Source organism: Prosthecobacter sp. (assembly GCF_044227185.1).
GTDB lineage: Bacteria > Verrucomicrobiota > Verrucomicrobiia > Verrucomicrobiales > Verrucomicrobiaceae > Prosthecobacter.
Genome location: NZ_JBGAFO010000006.1, coordinates 1 through 25,987 on the forward strand (window position 1 = coordinate 1; position 25,987 = coordinate 25,987).

The 25,987-nt window shown below is 64.3% G+C and carries 14 protein-coding genes; 7 read left to right on the forward strand and 7 right to left on the reverse strand.

Annotated elements, in window-relative coordinates:
- Positions 1-183 precede the first annotated feature (183 nt).
- Both ACILSQ_RS15070 and dinB read right to left on the reverse strand, forming a co-directional pair.
- A complete protein-coding gene (locus tag ACILSQ_RS15070) occupies positions 184-681 on the reverse strand; it encodes a hypothetical protein (protein ID WP_395744475.1) in 498 nt (165 codons plus the stop codon).
- A gap of 1,073 nt (positions 682-1,754) precedes the next feature.
- Complete coding sequence (dinB, locus tag ACILSQ_RS15075; protein WP_395744476.1) at positions 1,755-2,837, reverse strand: DNA polymerase IV; 1,083 nt, start codon at positions 2,835-2,837, stop codon at positions 1,755-1,757.
- A 1,067-nt stretch (positions 2,838-3,904) separates the two neighbouring features.
- On the opposite strand from dinB, the gene ACILSQ_RS15080 reads away from it, so the two are divergent.
- On the forward strand, positions 3,905-7,048 hold the full coding sequence (locus ACILSQ_RS15080) for a hypothetical protein (protein WP_395744477.1): 3,144 nt from the start codon (positions 3,905-3,907) through the stop codon (positions 7,046-7,048).
- A gap of 1,390 nt (positions 7,049-8,438) precedes the next feature.
- Here the strand turns inward: ACILSQ_RS15080 and ACILSQ_RS15085 are convergent.
- Positions 8,439-11,645, reverse strand: a complete 3,207-nt coding sequence (locus ACILSQ_RS15085) for an efflux RND transporter permease subunit (protein ID WP_395744478.1) — start codon at positions 11,643-11,645, stop codon at positions 8,439-8,441.
- Positions 11,646-11,669: 24 nt separating this feature from the next.
- Positions 11,670-12,860, reverse strand: coding sequence for an efflux RND transporter periplasmic adaptor subunit (locus tag ACILSQ_RS15090; protein ID WP_395744479.1), 1,191 nt, complete (start codon positions 12,858-12,860; stop codon positions 11,670-11,672).
- 648 nt (positions 12,861-13,508) lie between these two features.
- On the opposite strand from ACILSQ_RS15090, the gene ACILSQ_RS15095 reads away from it, so the two are divergent.
- The 6 genes from ACILSQ_RS15095 (at position 13,509) to ACILSQ_RS15120 (ending at position 21,289) form a co-directional block, all read left to right on the forward strand.
- Complete coding sequence (locus tag ACILSQ_RS15095; RefSeq protein ID WP_395744480.1) at positions 13,509-13,922, forward strand: hypothetical protein; 414 nt, start codon at positions 13,509-13,511, stop codon at positions 13,920-13,922.
- 115 nt (positions 13,923-14,037) lie between these two features.
- Positions 14,038-14,334, forward strand: a complete 297-nt coding sequence (locus ACILSQ_RS15100; RefSeq protein WP_395744481.1) for a hypothetical protein — start codon at positions 14,038-14,040, stop codon at positions 14,332-14,334.
- A gap of 667 nt (positions 14,335-15,001) precedes the next feature.
- Positions 15,002-19,669: an autotransporter domain-containing protein gene (locus ACILSQ_RS15105; RefSeq protein WP_395744482.1), complete on the forward strand. Its 4,668-nt coding sequence runs from the start codon at positions 15,002-15,004 to the stop codon at positions 19,667-19,669.
- 412 nt (positions 19,670-20,081) lie between these two features.
- On the forward strand, positions 20,082-20,402 hold the full coding sequence (locus ACILSQ_RS15110) for a hypothetical protein (RefSeq protein WP_395744483.1): 321 nt from the start codon (positions 20,082-20,084) through the stop codon (positions 20,400-20,402).
- 61 nt (positions 20,403-20,463) lie between these two features.
- Positions 20,464-20,877: a hypothetical protein gene (locus tag ACILSQ_RS15115; RefSeq protein ID WP_395744484.1), complete on the forward strand. Its 414-nt coding sequence runs from the start codon at positions 20,464-20,466 to the stop codon at positions 20,875-20,877.
- A gap of 115 nt (positions 20,878-20,992) precedes the next feature.
- Positions 20,993-21,289: a hypothetical protein gene (locus ACILSQ_RS15120; protein ID WP_395744485.1), complete on the forward strand. Its 297-nt coding sequence runs from the start codon at positions 20,993-20,995 to the stop codon at positions 21,287-21,289.
- Positions 21,290-21,628: 339 nt separating this feature from the next.
- Here ACILSQ_RS15120 and ACILSQ_RS15125 read toward each other — a convergent pair whose 3' ends face one another.
- The 3 genes from ACILSQ_RS15125 to ACILSQ_RS15135 form a co-directional block, all read right to left on the reverse strand.
- Positions 21,629-22,519, reverse strand: coding sequence for a UDP-2,3-diacylglucosamine diphosphatase (locus ACILSQ_RS15125; RefSeq protein ID WP_395744486.1), 891 nt, complete (start codon positions 22,517-22,519; stop codon positions 21,629-21,631).
- A gap of 267 nt (positions 22,520-22,786) precedes the next feature.
- The gene (locus tag ACILSQ_RS15130) at positions 22,787-23,647 is read right to left on the reverse strand and encodes a hypothetical protein (protein WP_395744487.1); all 861 of its coding nucleotides are present in this window, start codon (positions 23,645-23,647) and stop codon (positions 22,787-22,789) included.
- Positions 23,644-25,971: a patatin-like phospholipase family protein gene (locus ACILSQ_RS15135; protein WP_395744488.1), complete on the reverse strand. Its 2,328-nt coding sequence runs from the start codon at positions 25,969-25,971 to the stop codon at positions 23,644-23,646. Before ACILSQ_RS15135 ends, ACILSQ_RS15130 begins: the two co-directional genes overlap by 4 nt.
- Between the last annotated feature and the right edge of the window lie 16 nt (positions 25,972-25,987).

Genomic DNA, 25,987 nt, shown 5'->3' on the forward strand with positions numbered 1-25,987 from the left:
CTGCCGCCCACCGGGCGTTGGTTTGGACGGCATTGGAGAGACCGGGCAGCGTGCGAGTGGAGGATGTGGACACCCGCCCGAAGATACCCCTCACAGCGGGGGTACAATTTTTATCTTCAACTTTGTGGGTAAAGGTCAGCTCGGAGGCCCGCGCTCCATGGAGGCGTTTTCAAACGCGCCTGGTCATTCCGAGCCGGGCCCGAGCGGCTGCCCTGAGCTTGATGGCGTGGTGGAGGAACCGCTGCCGCTGCCGCTCCCGGAGCGCATGCGCAGCACGGGCAGGGGTTTGTAGGTGGTCACCCACACCGGAGAGCCCCAGGTGTGCGGGTAGTGGGAGGTGTAACGCACGGTTTTCTCCTTCAGCGGCGTGCCCGGGGCCGGGTGCGGCGCCTCCAGATCGTGGTAGATGTATTCAAAGGAGCCGATCGGCGAGGTCACGCGGTCATAGTAGCCCATGCCGCCCGGGTGGGACGCGCTGTAGGGGTAGAAAACACTGTGCGAAGGCGGCGGCCCATACGGGTGCTGGCTGGCCACATAACCCGGAGACCCATACGCCGGCGAGGCCACCCGTGCGGAGGTGGCCGTGGTCACCGCCGGCACCGTGCGCTGGTACAAATCTCCCGTGCAGGAGGCGGCCAGCAGCCCCAGCAGCGGCATGAGCAGGAAAGAGTGTGTCTTCATAAAAGAAAGCGTGGTGGTGAGGGGTGAGACTTCAGAAGGAATGAATCGATAACCGCAGGCCAGGACAAGTGAATAAACCGCCCCCGGCCCTCCTGTCTCTCACAAATACGCACATCCCCCGCCAATCACGCGCATTCCTCCGCACGAACCGAACACCGAACCGCGAACAGAGAACAACGGACCGAGAACAGCGAACCGCGAACCGAGAACCGAGAACCGAGAAGAGCGAACCGAGAATCGAGAACTGCTGCCAGAACCGTGAAAACGGGTCTGCCTGTCTCGCCCGGCCTGAAGGGCCGCTGGACTCAGCCCAGGGAGCAGTCGCGCAGCGACAAGCCCTGGGTTTCGTCACCCCGTCCGCCGTCGGTGCAGGGCGCGCCCTGAAGGGGGGGCGGGAACACGTTCTTTCCTGCCAGCAGATGAACCTGCCCAAGGGGTGACTTTTCAAGACGAGTCCGGTCGCGTTTGGCAGCGCTCCGAGATCCAGAGCGGCAAGAGGCAGGCGCGGGATGGAAGTGGCCTCTCCCGCGCTCCTTCAGAGCGCACCCTTTGGATAGGAGGCTGTGTTGTTGGAGCGGTCCTAGGGCTTGCCGCTGCGCGGCTGCGCCCTGGGCTGACTCCTGCGGCCCTTCAGGCCGCGTGGTCTGCGAAGGCCCCCGTAAGAAGGCCGCGGAAGATTCAAAACGAGAGCTGGGAACGAGGAACGGCTCCTCCACGCTGCACGTGTTTGCGGCGCGCTAGGATCGAGGACGAGGACGAGGGCGAGGGCCGGACAGAACGAGAGCCACCATGCATGCGCCTCGCCTTGGGGGCCCGGCCACGCGGCAGCGTCTTGGAGTGCGGCGGTCCTCCGCCGCTTTCGGGCGTCTCGTGGCCCGCGCAAAGCTCCAGAGGGCTGGAGCACTCCAGGACGCTGTCGCGCGCATCGCTCACCCTGCGCGAAAATGCTCCCGTCACTCGGCGCTGCGGACGTTGCGGCGCGCCATGATCGAGGACGAAGACGAGGACGAGGACGAGGACGAAACCGCGAACAGAGAACCGAGAACAGAGAACAGAGAACCGGGAACAAAAACCTAAATCTCCAGGCGCAACTGACGACGTTCCTCCGGCGCCATGAGAGTGGAAACGCCGATGCCGATGAGGCGCAGCGGGCCCGTCACCAGGCGGTGGCGGGCCAGAAGGTGGCAGGCCAGGCGGTAGATCTCACGCTCCGTGGTCACGGGCTCCTCCACGCGGATCTGCCGGGTCAGCGTGGTGAAGTCGCTGTAGCGCACCTTCACCTGCACCGTCAGCGCGCCCAGGTCGTGGCGTGCCAGCGTTTGCGCCACATCCAGCGCCATCTCCTTCAGCGCGGCGCGCAGCTTGGGCCGCTCGTCGGTGTCGTTAAGAAAAGTGTTCTCCGCGCTGATGCTCTTGCGCTCGTCGCTGAGGTCCACCGGGCGGTCGTCATTCCCCAGCGCCCGCTCCCGCAGCCTGGCGGCAAAGGAGCCCACCACGCCCTCCAGCGGCTGCTGCGTCGTTTGCAGATCGCCGATGGTGCGCAGCCCCAGCGCCTCCAGGCCCTGGGCCGTCACCGGGCCCACGCCATGGATGGCGCTCACCGGCAGCGGCCGCAGAAAGGCCAGCTTGTCGCGGTCCAGGATCACCGTCAGCCCGTCCGGCTTTTGGAAATCGCTCGCCAGCTTCGCCAGGAATTTGTTGGTGCTGATGCCCACGCTCGCCGTCAGCCCGCACTCCTCGCGGATGCGCCGTTTGATCTGCGCGCCCAGCGGCCGCGCCGCCTCCAGCGCGGCGTCCACTTCGAGAGAATCGTCCACCAGCGCGCTCACATCCAGGTAGGCCTCATCCACGGAGACCTGCTCGATCAGCGGCGTCAGCTCCCCCAGAATGCCCATGATCCGCTTCGACTCCGCGCGATACACCTCCATGCGCGGCCGCACAAAGATCCCCTGCGGGCACAGCCGCCCGGCGGTGCGGGAGGGCATGGCCGAGCGCACCTTGAACTTCCGCGCCTCATAACTCGCCGCACACACCACGCCCCGCTGGTCCGGCGGCGAACCCACGATGACGGGCTTCCCCCGGTACGCCGGGTTGTCCCGCTGCTCCACCGAGGCGAAGAAGGCGTCCATGTCCATGTGCATGATGATGCGGGGCATTGCTAGATGTTAGATGCTGGATGCTGGATGCTGGATGCTGGATGCTGGATGCTGGATGCTGGATGCGCGGGGCGAGTGGCGAGTGGCGAGTGGCGAGTGGCGAGTGGCGAGTGGCGAGTGGCGAGTGGCGAGTGGCGAGTGGCGAGTGGCGAGTGGCGAGTGGCGAGTGGCGAGTGGCGAGTGGCGAGTGGCGAGTGGCGAGTGGCGAGTGGCGAATGGCGAATGGCGAATGGCGAATGGCGAATGGCGAATGGCGAATGGCGAACGCGGGCCGGATCGTCCTCGTCCTCGTCCTCGTTCTCCTACTCGTCCTCGATTCATACGCTCCGCAAGCACGAAGCGCGTGCGAGCAAATCCTCGCGAAGTGGTCCGCACTCTCCGAGTGCGGCGCGAGCGTTCCCAGACTCCCAAGTTACCCATCAAAACCGTGCGTATCGATGAACTGCGAGCCCCTCTCCGCCCGCCCGACCAAGGAAAAGAGGTAGAAAGATTAGGGGTAGAAAAATTTCAGAGTCAGAACTCTGGGAAAATGTTTCCACCCCAAATCTTTCTACCTTCTCTCTGGAGAGATGAAACGGGCAGGCTCTCTCTGAATCGAGCGCCATTCATGTCTGCGAAGCGCCATGATCGAGGACGAGGACGAGGACGAGGACGAGGACGAGCCGAGAGCCGCGAACCGAGAGCCGAGAGCCGAGAGCCGAGAGCCGAGAACCGAGAGCCGAGAGCCGAGAGCCGAGAGCCGAGAACCGAGAACCGAGATCCGAGAACCGGGAACAAAGTCGTCCGCCCCTCCACGCTGCAGGTGTTTGCGGCGCGCTAGGATCGAGGACGAGTACGAGTAGGAGGACGAGGACGAACTGAGAACCGAGAACTGAGAACCGAGAACCGGGAACAAAGTCGTCCGCCCCTCCACGCTGCAGGTGTTTGCGGCGCGCTAGGATCGAGGACGAGTACGAGTAGGAGGACGAGGACGAACTGAGAACCGAGAACTGAGAGCCGAGAACAACACGCCAACTCCCCGCGTGACACCACACGCCATCCATGCTTCGCTCCCTCACCACGGCTCTATGACCACGACCCAGGCACCGCAGGTTCTTGCTCTCACCCTGTTCATCACGGGTCTCCTGGCTCTGTCCGTGGCCGCCGGGCCTGTCCCGCCGCCGCCGTCACTGCCGCAGCAGAAGCAGCAGCCTCTTGAGCCAGTGCCGCCGCTTTCACCTTCGCTTCCATCTCCACAACCACCACCAGCCGCGCCGGCGTCGGTCATCAGCGATGACACTCCGCTCGCTGAGGTCCAGGCTTTGGCGGAGAAGGGGGATGCCGCGGCGCAGTTTGCCCTGGGGCAGCGCTGCCATGCGGGCAGGGGACTGCCCAGAGACCCCGCCGCTGCTGTGCAGTGGTACCGCAAAGCCGGAAATCAGGGCCACGCCGCGGCGCAGGATGCCGCAGCCACTGCCTACTTCACCGGCGATGGCGTGAAGAGAAACGGCGCGGTCGCTGTCGAGTGGCTGCGCAAAGCGGCCGAGCAGGGCTTTGCCAGGGCGCAGGCCCGCTTTGGCATCGCCTATCAGGAAGGCCGCCACATGCCCAAAAACCCGGAGGAAGCCCTGAAGTGGATCCACCGCTCCGTAGATCAGGGCTCCGCCCTCGGCATGTACGGCCTGGGCGCAGCCTACGCCAGCGGTGAGGGTGTGAAGCAGGACCTCGCGCTCGCCCTCCAGTGGTACCGCCGTGCGGCAGACATGCGCGAGCCCCGCGCCCAGGTCGCCATGGGGCAGCTCTGCTACCGCGGCCAGGGCATGGAGAAAGATCTCCCCGCCGCCGCCCGCTGGTATCAGGCCGCCGCAGATCAGGGCTTCGCCGCCGGCCAGAGCCTTCTCGGCCACTGCTACCTCGATGGCACAGGCGTGGCCAAAGACCCCGCCAAAGCCATCGGGTGGCTGCGCAAAGCCGCCGCGCAGAGCGATGTGTATGCGCAAAACCGCCTCGCCATCTGCTGCACGGACGGTATCGGCATGCCCGCAGATGCTGCGGAGGGCCTGCGCTGGTTTCGCGCCGCCGCAGAGCAGGGCTACTCCTACGCCCAGTACCGCCTCGGCCTGTGCTACTGGAAAGGCGAGGGCGCCCCCGTCGATCCTGAAGAAGCCGTGCGCTGGTTCAACCGTGCCGCACAGCAGGGCCAGGCCTATGCCCAGTACCTGATGGGCGCCGCCCGCTGGCGGGGCCACGGCATCGAGACCGACGAATCCGCCGCGATCGAGTGGTTTGGCAAGGCCGCAGACCAGCGCTACTCCAGCGCCCAGTACCACCTCGCCATGCGCTACCTGCTCGGCCAGGGCGTGACCAAAAACGTCTCCCGCGCCTACGAGTGGCTTCACACCGCCGCAGATCTCCCCGGCTCCGATGGACGGGGCCGCGAAAACGCTCAGTATCAGCTCGGCCTCGCCTGCCAGCAGGGGACCGAGATGGCGAAGGACCCCGCCGCAGCCGCCGCCTATTTCCGCCGCGCCGCAGACCACGGCCACATCGCGGCCAGTTGCGCCCTCGGCCTCTGCTACCTGCAGGGAGAGGGCGTGGAAAAAGACGCCTCCACCGCCACCTTCTGGCTGCGCTTTGCCGCTGAGCATGGCAGTGCCACCGCGCTCCACACCCTGGCGCGGCTCTACGAGGAGGGCACTGGTGTGGACAAAGACCCCGTCGCCGCCGCGCGCTGGTCACGCCAGGCCGCCGTGCTCGCCGCCTCCGACCCCACCTGCCCGCAGAGCCCCCACCACACCGCCGACCCCCTGGCCGCTGAAAAGCGGCTGCGCAGCGCCGCGGAGAAGGGAGATGCCCACGCCCAGTACCTCCTGGGGCAGATCTACGCGCTGGAAGATGTGGAATTCTACGAGTGGAATCTCAAAGCCGCCCGGCAGGGCCACGCCCACGCGCAGTATCGCGTGGGCAAGTGCTGCCTCCAGGCCCGGGGCAGGCCTGCGGACCCGGCCGCAGGCGTGGACTGGCTGCGCCAGGCCGCGGAGCAAAACCTGGCCCTGGCGCAGTATGAGTTCGGCCTCCTCCACCAAAACGGGCGCAGCGTGCCCAAAGACCCCGCGGAGGCCGCGCGCTGGACCCGCAAAGCCGCCGAGCAGGACTACACCCCCGCCCAGTACTCCATGGGCCGCTACTTCAGCAGGGACGGCGCGGAGTCCGCCCGCTGGCTGCGCCTGGCCGCCGCCCGTGGCCACCTCATGGCGCAGTACGAACTCGCCAATGCCCTGCGGGATGGCAGGGGCATCCCCGCCAGTCCGGCGGATGCCATCCCATGGTATCTTAGAGCAGCCAGGCAGGGCCACGCGCTCTCGCAGCTCGCCCTGGGCCACCAGTACTTCAATGGCTCCGGCGTCACAAAGGACGAGGTGCAGGGCGCCGGGTGGTACCGCAAGGCCGCCGCACAGGGCAGTGCGGAAGGCGAGTTCCAGCTCGCCGTGTGCTACCGTCTGGGGCAGGGCGTGGCGGCGGACGAGGCCACCGCGGTGCAGTGGCTGCGCAAAGCCGCGGAGCACGGCCTCCCCATCGCCCAGCAGTCCCTCGGCGAATGCCATGCCCGGGGCGATGGCGTGGCCAGGAACCTCCGCGAAAGCGCCCGCTGGATCAGCCTCGCCGCGGAGCAGGGCCTGGCCAGCTCTCAGTTCACCCTGGGCAAATACTGCTTCCAGGGCACCGGCATGACGAAGGACGTGCAGCGCGGCCTCCAGTGGTTTCGCAAAGCCGCCGCCCAGGGCCACGCGCAGGCGCAGTTTGAGATCGGCGAGGCGCTCTACAGCGGCGAGCTGGTGCGTGAAGACATCCCCCAGGCCGTGCAGTGGTTTCTCAAATCCGCCGCGCAGGGCTGCGGCTTTGCCCAGGCCCGCCTCGGCGACTGCTGCATGGACGGCACCGGCATGGCCAAAGATCCCGCCGCCGCCGTGGAGTGGTACCGCAAAGCCGCGGAGCAGGACGACGCCTACGCCCAGAACCTCCTCGGAGACGCCTGCCGCGACGGCACCGGCGTGGCGAAAGACCCCGTGGCCGCGCTCTCCTGGTACCTCCTCGCCGCCGCGCAGAAAGAGCCCGGCGCCCTCGACTCCGCCACCGCTCTGAAAAAGACCCTCACGTCAGAGCAAATCACCGCCGCCCAGCGCCTCGTGGAGAAGTTTCAAAAGGATCACGCACAAGCTGAGGACGAGTGAGGGTTTCTGTTTGTCCTCCTCCTCCTCCTCGTTCTCGTCCTCCTCGTTCTCGGACTCGAACTCACCGTGCTGGCGCATGCCCAGCGCGAAGGTGAGGCACACGCGGGAGCGCCGATGTGTCACCAGCTCCGGCGTGCCGCTCCGTCATCGCGTGAGGCCATCGTCAGTCACGAGACGTTCGCCCAGAGCGGATGAAACATCGGCGCTCCCAGCAAAGGCTCCACGACGCTCAAGGGCCCAAGGCACACGCCTGGTGGCTGGGAGCGCCGGTGTGTCACCGGCTCCGGCGTGCCGCTCCGCTTCGGCCACGCCTCCGCTCGTCTCACTCCGCCAGCTTCGCCGCAGGGGGCCCCTCTTCCAATTTTCAGTTTTCACTTCGCAGTTTTCAGTGATCCCCAGCGCCCGTTTTCAACCTCAACCGCTCGCGCAGCACGCCCCTCTGACGGCGCGAGTTCCCCCTCAACAAACCTTCTGTGGTCATTTTACCTGCCGGCCTTCGCGGGCCACGCGGCCTGAAGGGCCGCAGGAGTCAGCCCAGGGAGCAGCCGCGCAGCGGCAAGCCCTGGGACTCCTCCCAGAACACGACTTCCCCCCAAAGGCCGCGCTCTGAAGGAGCGCGGGAGAGGCGGCTTCACTCCCACGTCTGCCTGTTGTCGGGCTGCACCTCTCAGCGCTGCATCGCACACACGCACCCACCTTGGGCAGGTCCACCTGCTGGCAGAAAAGAGCGTCCTCCCGCGCCCCTTCAGGGCGCGCACTGCACCCACGGTGGACTGGCGGTGGCGAAACCCAGGGCTTGTCGCTGCGCGACGGCGCCCTGGGCTGGGTCCGGCGGCCCTTCAGGCCGCGTGAGAGGCGCAGGCCCGCTTTTCAAAACGCGACCGCGCGAAGAACACACCACACCACATCACACCACGTAATATCAGAACCGAGAACCGAGAACCGAGAACAGCGAACCGCGAACCGCGAACCGCGAACCGAGAACAGCGAACAGCGAACCGCGAACCGCGAACAGCGAACAGCGAACAGCGAACCGCGAACAGCGAACCGCGAACCGCGAACCGCGAACAGCGAACCGCGAACCGCGAACCGCGAACCGAGAACCGAGAACAGCGAACCGAGAACCGAGAACCGAGAACCGAGAACCGCGAACCGAGAACCGAGAACCGCGAACCGAGAACCGCGAACCGCGAACCGAGAACCGCGAACCGCGAACCGAGAACCGCGAACCGCGAACCGCGAACCGCGAACCGCGAACCGCGAACCGCGAACCGAGAACCGCGAACCGCGAACCGCGAACCGCGAACCGCGAACCGCGAACCGCGAACCGCGAACCGCGAACCGCGAACCAAGAACCAAGAACCGAGAACAGCAACTCCCCCCACCCCACTCACAACTCCACCGCTTCGCTTTTGCCGGTGCCGCCCTGGTCTTTGGACTCGCTCAGCGGCATGTTGCGTTCGTCGGGCAGGAGCTTTCTACGGTCGGAGAGGGTGGCGAAGAGGTAGTAGAGGCCGGGGATGACGAGCAGGCCCACCAGGGTGCCCAGCAGCATGCCGCCGGCGGCGGAGGCGCCGATGGTCTTGTTCGCGATGGCGCCGGCGCCGGAGGCGCGGAGCAGGGGGACCATGCCGGCGATGAAGGCGAAGGACGTCATCAAAATGGGGCGGAAGCGCACGCGCGCGCCCTCGATGGCGGCCTCCAGAATGGAGAGGCCCTGCTGATGCTTCTGCGTGGCGAACTCCACAATGAGGATGGCGTTTTTCCCCAGCAGGCCCACCAGCATGATGAGCCCCACCTGGGCAAAGATGTCATTGTCCAGCCCAAAGGTGCGCAGCATCACAAACGAGCCCATCACGCCGATGGGCAGCGAGAGGATGACGGCCAGCGGCAGCAGAAAGCTCTCATACTGGCCCACCAGCACCAGGTACACAAACATCAGCACCACGATGAAGATGTAAACGGACTCGTTTCCGCGCGCCACTTCGTCAAAGGCCAGGCCGGCCCAGCCGATGTCATAGCCGCGCGGCAGCGTCTTTTCCGCCACCTCCTGGATGGCCTTGATGGCGTCTCCGCTGCTGTAGCCTGCCGCCGGCGCGCCCTGGATGGAGGGCGCCGGGTAGGCATTGTAGCGGGTGATCTCATTGAGGCCCTGCGTCTGCTTGAGCACCACAAACTCGGAGAAGGGGACCATCTCGCCCTTGTTATTGCCCACGTAGAGGTCCTGCAGGTCCCGCGGCATCTCGCGGTAGTGGGGGTCTGCCTGCACATAGAGCTTCCAGAAGCGGCCAAACTTGATGAAGCCCTGCTCATACGTGCTGGCCACCAGGATGGCCAGGCTCTCCATCGCCGTCTTGATGGAGACGCCCTTCTGCATGGCCATCTGGTTGTCGATCTCGATGTCGAGCTGCGGGTAGTTGGCGCTGAAGAAGGTGAAGAGGCCGTGCAGCTCCCTGCGCTTTTTCAGCGCCTCCATGAAGTCGTTGTTCACCTCCTGCAGGCGGTCGTAGTCGCCGCTGCTCGTCTTGTCCAGCAGCCGCAGGGAAAAGCCGCCCGCCGCGCCGTAGCCGGGCACCGCCGGCGGCTCGTAAAACTCCAGCTTCACACCGGCGATCACATGGCAGCGCTTCTCCAGCTCCGCGATGATCTGCCGCGAGTTCATCTTCCGCTCAGACCAGTTTTTCAAATTGATCAAACAGGTGCCTGCGTTTGAGCCGCGGCCCTCCGTGAGCACTTCATAACCTGCCAGCGATGAGATGGACTGGATGCCTTCGATCTTCTTGGCGATCTTCTCCAGCTCCAGCGACTTCGCAAAGGTGCGCTCCAGCGTGCTGCCCGGCGGCGTCTGCAAAATGGCGTAGATCATGCCCTGGTCCTCGGACGGGATGAAGCCCGGGGAGAGGGACTGGTTCACCACATAGATGGCCGTGCCCGCCAGCGTCAGGATGCCCAGCGTCACGCTCTTCCGATGGACGATTTTTTTCAGCATCCCCACATACACAGCGGTCACTTTTTCAAAGCCGCGGTTAAACTGCTCCAGCAGCCACTCCACCGGCCCGCGGTGCTTGTGCTTGTGCTGATGCTGCACCTCCGGGCGTCGCAGGATCATGGCGCACAGCACCGGCGTCAGCGTCAGCGCCATGATGCCGGAAAGAATGATGGCCGAGGCCATCGTGATGGAGAACTCCCGGTAAAACACGCCCACCGGGCCGGACATGAACGTCACCGGCACAAACACCGCCGTCATCACCAGCGTGATGGCGATCACCGCGCCGGCGATCTCCACCATCACCTTCTGCACCGCCTCGTACGGCGTGTAGGCGGTGCCGTGCATCTTGGCGTGCACCGCCTCCACGACCACGATGGGGTCATCCACCACGATGCCGATGGCCAGCACCAGGGCAAAGAGGGTGATGAGATTGATGCTCACACCGCATATCTGCATCAGGAAAAACGCCCCCACCAGGGACACCGGCACCGCCAGCGTGGGGATGAGCGTGCTGCGCCAGTCCCCCAGGAACACAAACACCACCAGCGACACCAGAATGAAGGCCTCCAGCAGCGTGTGCAGCACCTTTTCGATGGAGGCGTCCAGGAACTTGGACACGTCATAGCTGATCTCGTAGTCCATGCCGGCGGGGAAGCTCTTGCGCCGCGTCTCCTCCAGCCGGTCCTTGATGCGCTTGATCACCTCGTGCGCGTTGCTGTTGTAGCTCTGCTTGATGACGATGGCGGCGGAGGGGTTTCCGTCCAGGTCCGAGTACAAGTCGTAAAATTCGCTGCCCAGCTCCACGCGCGCCACGTCCCGCAGCCGCAGGATCTCGCCGCTTTCCGTCGCGCGCAGGATGACCTTTTCATACTCCTCCTTGGTGTTGTACCGCCCCTTGTAGGTGAGCACGTACTCCAGCGCCTGGGAGCGCTGCGCATCCGCCCGGCCCAGCCGCCCCGGCGTACCGATGACGCTCTGCTCCTCCAGCGCCTTCATCACATCATCCGTGGACACATTGTAGGCGCGCATGCGGTCCGGCCGCAGCCAGATGCGCATGGCGTAGTTGCGCGTGCCCAGGATGCGCACCTGCCCCACGCCGCGGATGCGCGCCAGCTCCGGCTGCAGCTGCACGAAGGCGTAGTTGAAGAGGAACTGCATGTCCGCCGCCTTGTCCTTGCTGTACAAGTTCACGTACATGAGCATGTTCGGGCTCACGTTGTTCACGATGATGCCCTCCCGCTGCACCAGCGGCGGGAGCTGGTTGCGCACCTGGTTCACGCGGTTCAGCACGTTCACCGTTGCGTCGTTCGGGTCCGTCCCCAGGTGAAACACCACCTGGATCGTCGCCTCCCCCGCGCTGGTGGCGTCAGACATCATGTACTTCATGTCCTGCACGCCGTTGATCGCCTGGTCCAGCAGCACCAGCACGGACTCCTCCAGCACCTTCGCGCTCGCGCCCGGGTAGGTGATGTTCACCATCACCACCACCGGCGCCACATTGGGGAACTGCGAGATCGGCAGCCGGAAGATGGAGAGCCCGCCCAGAAACAGGATGAGCAACGAGATCACGATGGCCAGAGCCGGCCTCTGGAGGATCTTCGAAAACATGGCTGGTGGTTGGACGGCGGTGCGCTACTCCGCCTTGAGCTTCAGGTGGGCGTAGGCTTCCTCCGGCTTCTCGGTGACAAAATCCTCGGCCTTCTCGCCGTCATGCACCTGGCGCATCCCTTCAAAGATGAAGGTCTCGTCCTCCTTCAGGCCCGCGCTCACCACGAAGAGGTCCTCCAGCTCCTTCTCCACCGTGATCTTGCGCTGGTGGATGACGTGGTCCTTGTCCACCACGTAGAGGTAGTGCTGCTCCGCCAGTTCAAAGGTGGACTTCTGCGGCACCAGCAGCGCGCCCTTCACCGTCTCCTGCATGCGGATGTTTCCCGTCTCCCCGTGGCGCAGCAGCCCCTTCGGATTGGGGAAGTCCGCGCGGAAGGGGATGGTGCCCGTCTTGTTGTTAAACTCCGCCTCGATGACGTTCACGCGCCCGGCCTGGTCAAAGATCTGCCCGTTTGCCATCACCAGCTTCACCTGCTTGCTCTCCTCCGTGGGGGCGCGGCTGGAGTACTCCAGGTAGTCCGCCTCCGGCACGTTGAAGTAGATCCACATCTCGCTGTTGTCGGAAAGCGTTGTCAGCAGGTCTCCCTGGTCCACCAGGCTGCCGTTTCGCAGGCGCAGGCGGTCCATGAGTCCGGTGAAGGGCGCCTTGATCACGGTGAAGCCCAGGTGCGTCTGCGCCAGGGACACCTCGGCCAGCTTCTGGTCCCACTTCGCCTTCGCCATGGTCAGCTCCTTGTCAGACACCACATTGCTCTTCAGCAGGCGCTCCGTGTTTTCATACTCCACCTTCGCCACCTGCGCCTCCGCCTCGGCCTTTTTCAGGGACGCATTGAAGACCCGCGGCAGGATCTTGAACATCTCCTGCCCCTCCTTCACCATCTGCCCCTCGTTCACCGCCACCGTCTCCAGGTAGCCGCGCTCCAGCGCGCGCACCTCGATGTTTCGGCAGGAGCGGATCTGGCACACGTAGTCCCGTGTGATGACGGTGTCCCGCCGCACCGGATTGGTCAGGATGAGCTGCGGCTCTTCCTCCTCCTCTCCCTCCGCATGGTGGGCGTGGTCTTCATGGTGGCACCCGGTCAGCGCAAACGCTGCCGCCGCCGCCAGGGCCATCGCCACGAAAGGCGCCCGCATCCACGGAGCGGACGGCCGCACGGAGCGCGAACCGGTGGAGTCAAACAAGCGGGCTGCGGCGGAGTGGGAACGGCATCTCATCATATGGGAAAACGATACTAGGTCACACGGCCCCAAAGTAAAGCCCCGCCACGCACCCTACCGAGGTACAGACTCCCCCATTCCCCTGCGTAAGGGACCCCCAGCCCCCTCACCGCCACCCACCATAGGCTCAAAGCCTATTCATTCCACTCCAGGAGGCTGGGCTTTGGCGGCCCACCCACCGCGGCGTGGTCCGCACTCTCCGAGTGCGGTGCGTGCGTCCCAGAGCCCTCGCAGCTCCCCAGCACTCCGCACACCACTCCGCCAATTTAAAATTTTCAGTTCTCAGTTCTCAGTTCTCAGTTCTCAGTTCTCAGTTTTTCGGTCACGCAAACACGTCACATCACCACGCCCAGAGCTCCGCACACGTTCCCCATCACGGACTCTCCACGCCCCATGCGCCAGCGGCACGTCATGATCGAGGACGAGAACGAGAACGAGGACGAGGACGAGGACGAGGACGAGAACCGAGAACCGAGAACAAAAACCGAAAAGCTCTTGATCCGAAAGCAGCGCTTTCATTAAAATGGTTCCATATCATTCCACAACGGCCGGCCATCCTGCTGTCCCGCATGTGCGCACGTCTTTGAAAAGCGCCGCTGCCGCCGCCCCTCTGAGCAACCATCCCACCCCACCCCACACCATATCATGAACGAACTCCTCATTGTGAAAACCGTGCAGGTCATCTCGGCGGCGCTGGTGATCGCTTTGTTGTTCGGATGGCTGCCGGCGTGGCGGGCAAAAGCACCCGAGGTGAAGACCGCGCTGTGGCGACTCTACGGCATCTGCATGGTTCTCGCCGTACTGATGCTTCTTCTTGGGAACCCCCGGTTTTTATCCAGCCACTCCATGAGAGACGGCCTTCTGTGCGGCGACTCCTCACCTTACGCCAGGCTCGACAAACTTTTGGGAGGAGAGGGATGGGGCATGAGCTATCAGGCGGGTGTCTATGTGATGGCGCAGGTGGATGGGATCCGCATCATCGCTCTTGTCTATTGCATCGCGGCCTTTCGCTTGTGGCGGCGTCAGTCCCGGCAGGAGCAGCAGCCGTCTCAGGCCTGACCATGCGCTTCCTCCCACTGCTGCTGCTGCCACCCCACCCGTCGCCTCCTCTTCCGCAGGGCGTCAGAGTCGGCGTCCCGCCCATCCGCGCTTTGTCATGAAGCGGGTTCATCACATGTCTCCGCGCGCCCGCCGCATCGCTCTCCCGATGATGGCCGTGGTCGGCCTGACGTTCTTTTCTTTTATCGCACACACCTTCATGCTGGGCACCTCCGCGTTTCCCGGCGGCAACCACGTCGGCGGCCGCTACCTCGTTGAGGAGCACGGCCGCACCATCGAACTCACCGCACAGCAGTTTTGGGCCAGCTACCTCCACGGTGTGCTCATGGTCTGCGTTTTTGCCGCCGCAGGCATCACGATCCTCGTGCTCTACAGCAAAGGCGATCTGCGGGATGAATGGCGTGACAAGTGAAGCAAAGCAAAACGCCCCCGCCCACCCACCGCGAAGTGGTCCGCACTCTCCGAGTGCGGTGCGAGCGTCCCCAGAGCCCTCGCAAATCCCCAGCACCCCGCACACCACTCCCCCAATTTACAATTTTCAGTTCCCAGTTCCCAGTTCTCAGTTCTCAGTTCTCAGTTCTCAGTTTTTCGGTCACGCAAACACGGCGCATCACCACGCCCAGAACTCCGCACACATTCCCCATCACGGACTCTCCACGCCCCATGCGCCAGCGGCACGCCACGATCGAGAACGAGAACGAGAACGAGAACCGAGAACAGAGAACCGAGAACAGAGAACAGAGAACAGAGAACCGAGAACCGAGAACCGAGAACCGAGAACCGAGAACAACAAAACTAATCCCCACGGTCTCCGCATCATCATCCATAATCGCCAGCGGCGCGGCCAGGGGCAGCGGGCGCTCGCTGAGCTCGCCTTTCTAGCTAGGCTTGTGTCCGAGAACAAGTAAAAGAAAAGCTGAGAATGTTCGGAGCTTTGAAAAGTGCGGGCAAAAACGTCCCCTAAGATAATAAACCTTGCCAGGAGGTTTTGGAGCGCTGAGGTGGGCGGGCTGGCGATCTCCCGGTGTTTTCGGCCGCCACGTCTTTCTTCCCCCCACGCGCTCCCCATTCACTCCCTCATGAAACACTTCTCGTCTTCCCACCGCCGCCACGCCTCCCTGCTCCTCCGCTTCCTCGGGGCGGCGCTGCTTCTGGTGCTGGTTGTTGCGGGCGGGGCGCAGGCGCAGACCACGATCAGTTTCCTCGACGGCCAGGTGGATGCGACCAACTACGACACCAGCGCGCCGAATGATCCCGTAACGCTGAGCATCAATACCGGCACGGCCACGCTCAGCGGCGTGCTCACCGGGGATGGGGCTGTGACGAAATGGGGGAGCGGCACCCTGATTCTGTCCGGCCTGAACACCAACACGGGCGCGACCCAGATCTACGAGGGTACGCTGGAGGTCAGCGCCACGGGCGGCCTCTCCCTGGGGGCGCAAAGCCTGCAGGTGGGCGACAGGTTCTGGAGTGGTCCGGCCAGGCTGGTCATCAGCGGCGGCACCATCAGCGACACGAACGGGATCCTGGAGGGCCCGGCCCGGGTGGCCTCGGCCACGATGACCAGCGGTGTGTGGCAGAACACGAGCGCTCTGGAGATAGGAAGGTTTTCCACGGGCCTGCTTTATCTCAGCGGGGGCAGCCTGACGGCAGGCACCACCTATCTGGCGGAGTACGGTGGGTTTGGCATGGTCAGCATGAGCGGAGGCACCTGGACCGACAGCAGCAGCCTGTATGTGGGCAATGCAGGCGCGGGCATTCTGAATGTCTCCGGAGGCACCCTGACCAGCGGCTCCACGTACCTGGGAGGCAGCGCAGGTGGGCGCGGCCGGGCCAGCCTCACCGGCGGTACATGGACTGCCACGACCCTCACGGTGGGGTTCGCAGGCAGCGGCCTGCTGGAGATCTCCGGCGGCTCCCTGACCAGTGGTCTCATCCGCGTGGGGTCGATCGCAAACGTCAGCGGTACCGTCAATGTCAGCGGCGGCACCTGGACGGTGAACGATCTTTTCTTTCTCGGCAGCAGCGGCAATGGCGTGCTCAATCTCAGCGGCGGCAGCCTCACCACCACCAACGTCACGCTGGCCGACAGCCTCGGAAGCCTCGGCAAGGCCGTGGTGAGCGGGGGCACATGGACGGTGAATGGCACCCTTGGCGTCGGCCGGGATGGCTACGGTACGCTGGAAGTAGTAGGCGGCAGCGTGCATGCGACCGGCACCATCAGCACCTCCACGCGGCCAAGCACGGGTGCCAGCCAGATCATCGTGAGCGGCGGAAGCCTGGTCGGCGATGCTGACATGATCATGGGGACAAACCACACGGGCATCCTTACAGTCTCCGGCACGGGCAGCGTCACGGTGGGGGCGGGGGGCAGCGGCACCATCACGCTGGGTAAGGGCCGGCGCGGCGTTGTGAACATCGGCAGCCCCACGCTGCAGACCACCGGCGGCACGCTGCTGGCCGGCGAGATCAACGGGTACGATAACAGCCTGGGCGACAATGGCGCGGTGAACTTCAACCAGACTAACACCTTTACTGCTTCCCAGCTCATCAGCGGCATCACGGTGGTGAACCAGTTTGGCAGCGGCACCACGCGCCTCACCCGGGCGAACACCTACCAGTCCGGCACGGTCATTGACAATGGCACCCTGGAGCTGGCTTTTGGCGGCGTCTCCGCAGATATTCTCCCCTCCGGCTCCGCTCTCTCCATGACCGGCGGCAGGCTCCTGCTCAGCGGCACGGGCACGCAGTCGCTGGGGAGCCTGAAGATCGGCAGCTATGGCAGCGCCAGCATCGTACTGGGCGCGAATGAGTCGCTGGTGGTCAGCAGCGCCCCCACCTTTGAGCTGCTGAACTCCCTGAATCTGAACACCGCCGCGGGCGGGGCCAATGCCGGCACCGCCACCCTGGGCAGCGGCACGCTGGAGCTGCCCTCCCTCACCGCGGGGGACGCCATCAACCCTGCCTTCACCGTGACGGATGCGGGTGGCTTTGGCCTGGCCACCGTGAATGGCGCAAACCAGGTGGTGCGCCTGACCACGAGCGATCTGCTGCCCGCCACGGGGGCCGTGGGCACCAGCCACTACCGCATTGACAACAACAGCGGCGGCAGCGCCGCAGCCGGCAGCTCCACCCTGGCCGTCACCGCCTCCCAGTCCGCCCTGAGCATCACGGTGGACACCAGCGCCGCCTCCGGCGTGCTGACGCTGGATCCCGGCGTGGTGGTGAGCTCCTCGGTGTGGAACTTCGGCGGCACCGGCGCCGGCGCAAACACGTACAAGATCACCGGCGGCGCCGGCTCCGGCCTCACCTCCGACGGCACGAGGCTCAATGCAGTGCAGATCAACAATTACGGCAGCGGCGCAGTCACGCTGGACACGCCTGTTCTGGATAACAACACCACCATGCTGGTCATCGGCGGGACGGGCACCGTGATCCTCAATGCCGCGAACAGCTTCACGGGCAATACGGAGGTGATGGGCGGCGTGCTCGAAGTGGCCGCCACGGGCTCCATCATCACACCTGCGTCCTCGCTGGGCGTGGCGGGCACGGGCGGCACCGCCACTCTCAACATCAACGGCGGCAGCGTGATGACTACGGACGGCGGCCTGGGCACGAGAGCGGGTGGGAACGGCACCGTCAACATCACCAACGGCGGCAGCTGGACGACGGACACTTTCGTCCTGGGCGCACTGGGCGCCGGCACGGCGAACGTCACCAGCGGCACCCTGACCGTGAACAACACTACCACCCTGGGGCAGTCTGCCGACTCTTACGGCGCCATCAATGTCAGCGGCAGCGGCACGGTGGTGCTGGGCAGCACCACGCAGGTCGGCGCGGCCGGCACCGGCGTGATCAATGTGCTGGAAGGCGGCACCATCACGGGTTCCACGCTCACGCTGGCCGCAGACGCCGGGTCCGTCGGCATCGTGAACATCGGCAGCGCCACCACGCCCGGGAAGGCGGGCACGTTTAATGTGACCAGCCTCATCGCCGGAAACGGCACGGCTACGGTGAACTTCAACCAGACGGATGACCTGACCTTCACGACGGGCGTTTCCCGCAATGTGAATGTAAGCCAAAACGGCCCCGCCACCACCACGATGACCTTTAGCAAGAACGGCTACACTGGCAGCACCACGGTGAATGCGGGCACGCTGCTGGTGCACGGCACCGCCGGCCGCCTGGGGGACGTCTCCATCGCCTCCGGCGCCACCTTTGCAGGAGATGCCGCGGTCACGATCACGCAGGACCTGTCCATGCGCGTGCAGGGCATCCTGCAGGTGGGAGAAGCCAGCCCGCTGAACGCATCCACGATGTCTGTCACCACCAGCGGCGTGGGCAGCCTGATCATGGGTTCCACGGGCGCCATCGCCATCGATCTCTTCACCGGCGCGGGCCTGGGAGACAACACGGCCACCAGCGGCGCGTCGGACACGCTCGCTGTCAGCGGCGTGCTGGATGCCACGCACGGCGGCACGATCATTCTGGGAAATCCGCAGCACATGAGCGGCTTCGCCAAAGGGGACGTGTGGAACGTCGTCAAACTCACCTCCGGCAGCGTCATTGCCGGCGCCCTGGCCGTGGACGACAAGGCGCTGGGGCTGGGCGCCGGGCTGGCCGGTTATTTCGACACCAGCACCGGCAACTACAGCATCATGGACGCCGCCACGCTGGCCGCCCAGACCTCCGCCAGCAGCACCGGGCTGCCCATGGCGAATGCGGAAGGCCAGGCGCTGCTGGGCGCCACGCAGACCGTGACAGGAGACGTCAACAACCACCTCTTCAACCTGCGCAGCGGCGGCGGTGAAGAGGACGAGGACGATGGCAGCATCTCCGCCGCGCTGGACTACGGCGTCGTGATGGGGCAGGGGGACGGGCCGGAAAGCCCTGTGGCGCGGCGCATTCCGCGCACGCGGCAGTGGCAGGTGTTTGCCACGGTGAATTACGGCAATGTGCAGCTCAGCCCCATCAGCAACCAGGCTGGCGTGCAGATTGACGCCTGGGCCTCCGGGCTGGGGATCGAGCGCCATCTCTCGCGCCACACCACACTGGGCTTTGCCGCCTCGTTTTTGCAGAGCCACCAGAGCTACACCGGCGGGCTGGGCACCGTGAAGCTGGAGGGGCCGGCGCTCTCCGCCTACGTGGCCTATGCGCGCAGGGGCTTCTGGGGCAGCCTCCTGTACAACTTTGGCGTGTATGACATGGACACCACGCGCAATCCGGGCGCGGGCTTCCCCGCGGCCAATGGAAACACGACGACCTACACGCACGCCATCCAGTACAACACGGGCTGGAACTTCCGCTTTCAAAACAACACGCTGGTCACCGGCCCGTTTGCGGGGATCGACTACCTCTACGGCAGCGTGGACAGCTACAGTGAAACCGGCGGCGGGCTGGCCGCGCTGAGCTACGCGCGGCAGAGCTTTCAGTCCCTGGTGACGCGCGTGGGCTGGGCACTTTCCAAAAAACTGCACACCGACTGGGCGGACATCACGCCGCAGCTGCGCCTGAGCTACGAGCGGCAGAACCTGCACAACAACGGCACCAGCGTGAGCCTGATCAATGCGCCCTTCACCGCCGCCGGCGGCAACCAGACACCGGGGCAGGACTACATGGTGGTGGGCGGCGGCGTGAACTTCCAGTTCACCCCCGAATTCAGCCTGCTGCTCAGCTACCAGACGCAGATCTTCCGCAACAACCTGGAGGCCCACTTCGCCTCCGTGAGACTGGGTTATCGGTTCTAAAACGGACAGCGCCCGCTCCCCGGCGCAGCGAATTCATTCGTCTCATAAACGCTTCTGCAGGTGCGAGCTCAAAACTCAGGATGAATCTGAGCCGCCTGAAGGGTGGATCCACACAGACCTCCGAAACGCAGCCCCAAGCGATGAGCGCCTGCATAACGCCGCGCCGCAGATTTATCCCCGCCCACCCACCGCGAAGTGGTCCGCACTCTCCGAGTGCGGTGCGAGCGTCCCCAGAGCCCTCGCAAATCCCCAGCACTCCGCACACCACTCCCGAATTTAAAATTTTCAGTTTTCAGTTCTCAGTTTTCAGTTTTCAGTTTTTCGGTGACGCGAACCCGGCGCATCACCACATCCAGAGCTCCTGCACACGTCCCCACACGGACTCTCACGCCCGATGCGCCAGCGGCACTCCATGATCGAGAACGAGAACGAGAACGAGAACGAGAACGAGAACGAGAACGAGAACGAGGACGAGAACGAGAACGAGGACGAGAACGAGGACGAGGACGAGGACGAGGACGAGGACGAGAACGAGGACGAGGACGAGGACGAGGACGAGAACGAGAACGAGAACGAGAACGAGAACGAGAACGAGAACGAGAACGAGAACGAGAACCGAGAACCGAGAACCGAGAACAAAAAACGAAAAGCTCTTGATCCAGAAGCAGCGCTTTCATTAAAATGGTTCCATATAATTCCACAACGGTCGGCCATCTTGCTGTCACGCATGTGAGCACGTCTTTGAAAAGCGCCGCTGCCGCCACCACTCCGAGCAGCCACCCCCACCCAACTCCATGAACGAACTCCTCGTTGTGAAAACCGTGCAGGTCATCTCGGCGGCGCTGGTGATCGCTTTGTTGTTCGGATGGCTGCCGGCGTGGCGGGCAAAAGCACCAGAGGTGAAGACCGCACTGTGGCGGCTCTACGGCATCTGCATGGTGCTCGCCGTGCTGATGTTTCTTCTTGGGAACCCGCGGTTTTTATCCAGCCACTCCATGAGAGACGGCCTTCTGTGCGGCGACTCCTCACCTTACGCGAGGCTCGACAAACTTTTGGGAGGAGAGGGATGGGGCATGAGCTATCAGGCGGGTGTCTATGTGATGGCGCAGGTGGATGGGATCCGCATCATCGCTGTCGTCTATTGCATTGCGGCCTTTCGCTTGTGGCGGCGTCAGTCCCGGCAGGAGCAGCAGCCATCTCAGGCCTGACCATGCGCTTCCTCCCACTGCTGCTGCTGCCACCCCACCCGTCGCCTCCTCTTCCGCAGGGCGTCAGAGTCGGCGTCCCGCCCATCCGCGCTGTGTCATGAAGCGGGTTCATCACATGTCTCCGCGCGCCGGCCGCATCGCCCTCCCGATGGTGGCCGTGGTCGGTCTGACGTTCTTTTCTTTTATCGCACACACCTTCATGCTGGGCGCCTCCGCGTTTCCCGGCGGCAAACACATCGGCGGCCGCTACCTCGTCGAGGAGCACGGCCGCACCATCGAACTCACCGCGCAGCAGTTTTGGGCCAGCTACCTCCACGGCGTGCTCATGGTCTGCGTTTTTGCCGCCGCAGGCATCACGATCCTCGTGCTCTACAGCAAAGGCGATCTGCGGGATGAATGGCGTGACAAGTGAAGCAAAGCAAAACGCCCCCGCCCGCCCACCGCGAAGTGGTCCGCACTCTCCGAGTGCGGTGCGAGCGTCCCCAGAGCCCTCGCAAATCCCCAGCACCCCGCACACCACTCCGCCAATTTACAATTTTCAGTTCTCAGTTCTCAGTTCTCAGTTCTCAGTTCTCAGTTCTCAGTTTTTCGGTCACGCGAACCCGTCGCATCACCACACCCAGAGCTCCGCACGCGTTCCCCATCACGGACTCTCCACGCCCCATGCGCCAGCGGCACGCCATGATCGAGAACGAGGACGAGGACGAGGACGAGGACGAGAACCGAGAACCGAGAACCGAGAACAACAAACCTACACACCCACCATCTCCTCTTCTTCCTCTTCCTCCGCCTCATCATCCACCATCACCACGGGCGCGGGCAGGGACAGCGGTCTTTCGCTGATCCCGCTCACATCCATGCTTGGCTCGCCGCCCTTCGGCTTGCGGCCGGTCAGACGGCAGAAGTCGTGATAGCTCATCACCTCAAACGTGCGGTCCAGGTGCTCCACCACCACGGTCATGCTCTCCACCCAGTCGCCAGAGTTCAGGTAGTGCACGTCCTCGATCATCTTGTCCGCCGGCGTGTGGATGTGTCCGCAGATGATGCCCTTGCAGCCCTTCCAGCGCGCCAGTTTTTGGAGCTGCTCCTCGTAGCGGCCCACAAAGCTCACCACGTTTTTCACCTTCATCTTCACCCAGCGGCTCAGGGAGAAGGCCTCCTGGTTGCGCCAGCGCAGCCAGGCGTTGTACAGGCGGTTCAGGCGCAGCAGCAGCTCGTAGCCCACCGCGCCCACCTTCGCCAGCCACACATGGTTCGTCGTCACATGGTCAAAGCCGTCCCCGTGCACCACCAGGTAGCGCCCGTGCGGCGACTCATGGATGTGCTCGTCCACCAGCGAGAGGCCCGCCAGCTTGAACGGCAGAAATTTTTCCAGGATGTCATCATGGTTTCCGCGCAGGTAGATCACCTCGGTGTTCTCCTTCTCCATCTTTTTCAGCACCGTGCGCACAAAGTGCGTGTGCTCCTGCGTCCACCGGCCCGAGCTCTTCAGCGCCCACACATCGATGATGTCGCCATTGAGCACCAGCTTCTCGCACTTGCAGTGGCGGATCAAATGCGCCGCCTGCACCGCCTTCGAGTCCGCCATGCCCAGATGGACGTCGGACATGAACAAAGTCTTGATACGAAGTTTCGTTTTCATAAGGGTGGGTGGAAGAGGGAAGGGGAGGAGAATCAGTCTGCGGCACCGCCATTGCATCACTCCCGCAAAGCCTCACGCGGACTGTGAATAGTAACGGCCCTGTCACCTAGACATCGTCTTTCACCGCCCCCTGCGAAACACCCCAAGTAAAACGTTTTCGTCACGGGCATCGCACACCGCGCGCGGCTTGCGCTTGCCGCGCTTCCTTCTCAGCCGTGCTTCCGGCGTGGCTGGGTGGCTTCGAAATTCTGGCTCAGGTGCGCGGTCTCACTGGCTGGCGTATTCAGTGGCGGACGCTGCGGCAGGCGCTGGCGCAGGCTCAGATGCGTGCAGGTGGCCTCCCCCGTCATCCGCCGGGTCCGCTGCCTGTGGCCCGCCCCAGACCTGGTCCGGGAATACGATCAACAGCAGCAGCGGCAGCATGGCCAGCATGCCGATGCAGAAGCCGGAGGCGATCACCTGCGGCCAGAGAACCCCCAACAAGCCGACGAGCGCCCCCAGCGCCAGAAGCAGCGCCGTGGCCCGCCGCAGCACCAGCGGGAAGGGCCTGCTCTTTTTCACACCCGTCCCCACCAGGCTCTGCGCGATCAGCAGCAGGTCCAAGAAGAAGAGCTGCCACTTCGTCATGCTCCAGCGCCGCGTGGCGGAGACCATGCCGTCCGTCAGCGCTGGCCCGTCCAGGGCCTTCAGAGCCTGGAGGATGCCCAGGTTCTCCATCACATCACACAGGCAGATGACCAGCGGCAGCACCAGCAGCGCCAGCGCGTAGCATGGGCGCGGCTGCCGCTGCCAGCCCCGCAGTCCCAGCAGGAGCAGCAGCGCGGTGTAAAAGGCGATAAAATACCAGTCATAACTCACGCTTTCTGCCAGCAGCTCAACATCGCTCTTCTCAGCCCCTTCAGACTTTTGCTGGGCCGGACCGGCAAAGACGGCCTCAAAGTCCGCCTTGCTCCGCGCCAGCTCCGCAAAGAGCACCGGCTGCTGCAGGTGGTCTGGCAGGCCCACCGCCATCTTGCGCTCCATCTCCACGGACCAATGGGAGAGGCTTTGCATCTTGAACGCGATGGCGCCCACGCAGAGGAGCACGACGAGGGTGAACCAGCGAAGGAGGTTTTTTTGGATTTTCATGGCTTGGCGGCGGGGAAAAAGTTGCGGATGGCGGGCATGCCCTCCTTGTCGTCCAGAAACTGCTGTACGCTCTGATCGAGGTCTTGCTTCTCCTCCTCACGCAGGTGCCAGGAAAGCGGCTGCACCTTCGGGTCCACCCCCACATGCCCGGGAAGCAGGTCCTTCTTCTTCTTCTCCACCTCTTTCTCATTCTCCTTAACCCTGGCTATGGGGTAGAAGATTTTGACGTGCGTGATCTCCACATCCCTCCCCGCCCACCGCTGCGTCAGCATGTGAATCAGGGTGCTGGAGGTGGCATGCTGCGCGCTGCCGCGTGTCTGGTACACCGCCAGCAGCGGAGACCCCAGGTCATAGAGCGTGCCATGGGACATGGCCTCGTAGCCAAAGGTCTTTTCCACCGTCAGGTGATCCCGCTCGATGTCGTTCCTGTCCGGCGGCTTCGGAAACGGATTGATCTCCAGGAAGAGCACCTTCAGCACCTTGGCGTTCTCGTTCTTCTTCGCCTCGGGTTTCGGCCCTCCGGTTGCCTCCGCCGCTGCCTGGGTCACCGCGGCCTGATCCGCAGCCGCGGGTTTCGCCGCTGCAGTCTCATTCGTCTTCGCTGCCTCCGTCTTCGCCGCCTCCCTCTGCGTCAGCGCGTCATCCAGCCACTCCACGGCCCCCACCACGGCGGACACATCAAAATAGCCGCCATCCACCAGGTGCAGAGAGTTGCCTCCTTGATGAAAGGTCTTCCACGCATCAGTGGCGCCGGCCTCCGGATCCAGGGCAGGCCGCGCTGCGGGGCTGGCAAACGGGAACGTGGCGGAGAGCCGCGCCGCACGCATCACTGGCAGGTCCGCGCGGTAGCGCTCGGTGAACTCGCACTTCCCCGGCGTGTCCCGCCCTACGCAGCAGGGAATGGTGGAAAAGGCCATCCGCTCCCCCGTCTCCACTGCCGTGGCGCTGCAGATGACTGCTGGCATCTTGAGGTTCAGCGCTTTTGTCTGCCAGGTTCCCAGAGTTTCGTCCTTCAGCGGGCTCATGTGCTGCTCGGTCAGGTGGGTCTCAAAGGTTTCCTCCAGCATCTTTCCCCGGTCGTTGAAGATGTTCCCGTCCGTGATCATGAAGGGCGCCGTGGTGCGCAGAAAATCCGTGCGCAGGGAGGACAGCAGCACGGCGGAAAGGCTGCTGGTTTTCGCCGCCGCCACCATTCCGGACATCTTGTCCGGCTCCTCGCACGCGTGCGCAAACAGCACCGCGCCCACCGCTCCGCCCGAGACACCGCTGACCAGCCGCACGGACTTTGAAAACGCGTGGTCATCGCCGATCTCCTCGTCGATTTTGGCCAGCACCGCCGCCGTCCATGCCGTGGCCTGGATGCCCCCTCCGGCCGCGGCCACCACCACCACCGGCTTGTCCGCCCGCTCACGGATCGCCTTCATCAAAACATCCCCAGGTCTTGCCTGGTTGAGGTCGGTCGTCGCGGTCGTGATCTCGTAGTAATGATCCGCCTTGCGGTAGATGCTCATCCCCGCAAAAATCAATACCATCACCACAAACACCGGGACCCGGATGTAATCCAGCAGGAAGGCCAGGGACGACATCACAAACACCACCAGGCAGAGCACCAGCATCACCGAGGCCAGCGCGGGCGGCAGGTGGCCTTCATAGCCGAAGTAGAGGAACAGCCCCAGCACCGTTAAGTTCACGCACACGTTGATCACGCTGGTCACCATGCCGTTGGCAATGTCCAGCCCGCCGCCCGGCGTCTTCACCACATAGCCGTGCGAGGCGATGGGGTGGTCCCTCTTCAGCCGCCTCGCAAGGCTGGAGCGCCAGGCCGGAGTCTTACGCGGCGAGGTTGGGGAGGCCCGGGTCGCAAAGTAAACTGCAAAGGCCAGGATCATGCCCAGCAGCAGCCCTTTGACGAGCTCCCATGTCAGGCTGCTGGCGGAGACGCGCAGGACCACTCCCGCATTGCACAGCCAGCCCGTGAGCAGCAGGAACCGCCAGCAGTAGAGCACCGGTTTCGTATCCTCCGGAAGCACGAGGCCGGAAAAGCGCGCCCTCCCCTGCTCCAGCATGATGCGTGCACTCAGATGGATGCTGCCGCAGCACGCCGAAAGCGCGCACCCCACCATCAGAGCCTCCAGAAATCCATTCACATCATAAGCGCCGATGACCAGGGAGCGCCCCGCATTGAGCGCCAGCCAAGGCAGCGCCAGGAAAATGCCCAGCCCCAGCAGCGGCACCCGGCTCAGGAAGGCGTAGTGCAGCGCCTGGGTGATCCATTCCACCACGCTGGCCACGCCACGGTACCAGTTTTTGACGCCAGATTTCACGCAGGGGAAAATTCCT

Coding starts and splice junctions, on each gene's coding strand:
- ACILSQ_RS15070 (WP_395744475.1), bottom strand. CDS start 681: ATGAAGACACACTCTTTCCTGCTCATGCCGCTGCTGGGGCTGCTGGCC.
- dinB (WP_395744476.1), bottom strand. CDS start 2,837: ATGCCCCGCATCATCATGCACATGGACATGGACGCCTTCTTCGCCTCG.
- ACILSQ_RS15080 (WP_395744477.1), top strand. CDS start 3,905: ATGACCACGACCCAGGCACCGCAGGTTCTTGCTCTCACCCTGTTCATC.
- ACILSQ_RS15085 (WP_395744478.1), bottom strand. CDS start 11,645: ATGTTTTCGAAGATCCTCCAGAGGCCGGCTCTGGCCATCGTGATCTCG.
- ACILSQ_RS15090 (WP_395744479.1), bottom strand. CDS start 12,860: ATGAGATGCCGTTCCCACTCCGCCGCAGCCCGCTTGTTTGACTCCACC.
- ACILSQ_RS15095 (WP_395744480.1), top strand. CDS start 13,509: ATGAACGAACTCCTCATTGTGAAAACCGTGCAGGTCATCTCGGCGGCG.
- ACILSQ_RS15100 (WP_395744481.1), top strand. CDS start 14,038: ATGTCTCCGCGCGCCCGCCGCATCGCTCTCCCGATGATGGCCGTGGTC.
- ACILSQ_RS15105 (WP_395744482.1), top strand. CDS start 15,002: ATGAAACACTTCTCGTCTTCCCACCGCCGCCACGCCTCCCTGCTCCTC.
- ACILSQ_RS15110 (WP_395744483.1), top strand. CDS start 20,082: ATGATCGAGAACGAGAACGAGAACGAGAACGAGAACGAGAACGAGAAC.
- ACILSQ_RS15115 (WP_395744484.1), top strand. CDS start 20,464: ATGAACGAACTCCTCGTTGTGAAAACCGTGCAGGTCATCTCGGCGGCG.
- ACILSQ_RS15120 (WP_395744485.1), top strand. CDS start 20,993: ATGTCTCCGCGCGCCGGCCGCATCGCCCTCCCGATGGTGGCCGTGGTC.
- ACILSQ_RS15125 (WP_395744486.1), bottom strand. CDS start 22,519: ATGAAAACGAAACTTCGTATCAAGACTTTGTTCATGTCCGACGTCCAT.
- ACILSQ_RS15130 (WP_395744487.1), bottom strand. CDS start 23,647: ATGAAAATCCAAAAAAACCTCCTTCGCTGGTTCACCCTCGTCGTGCTC.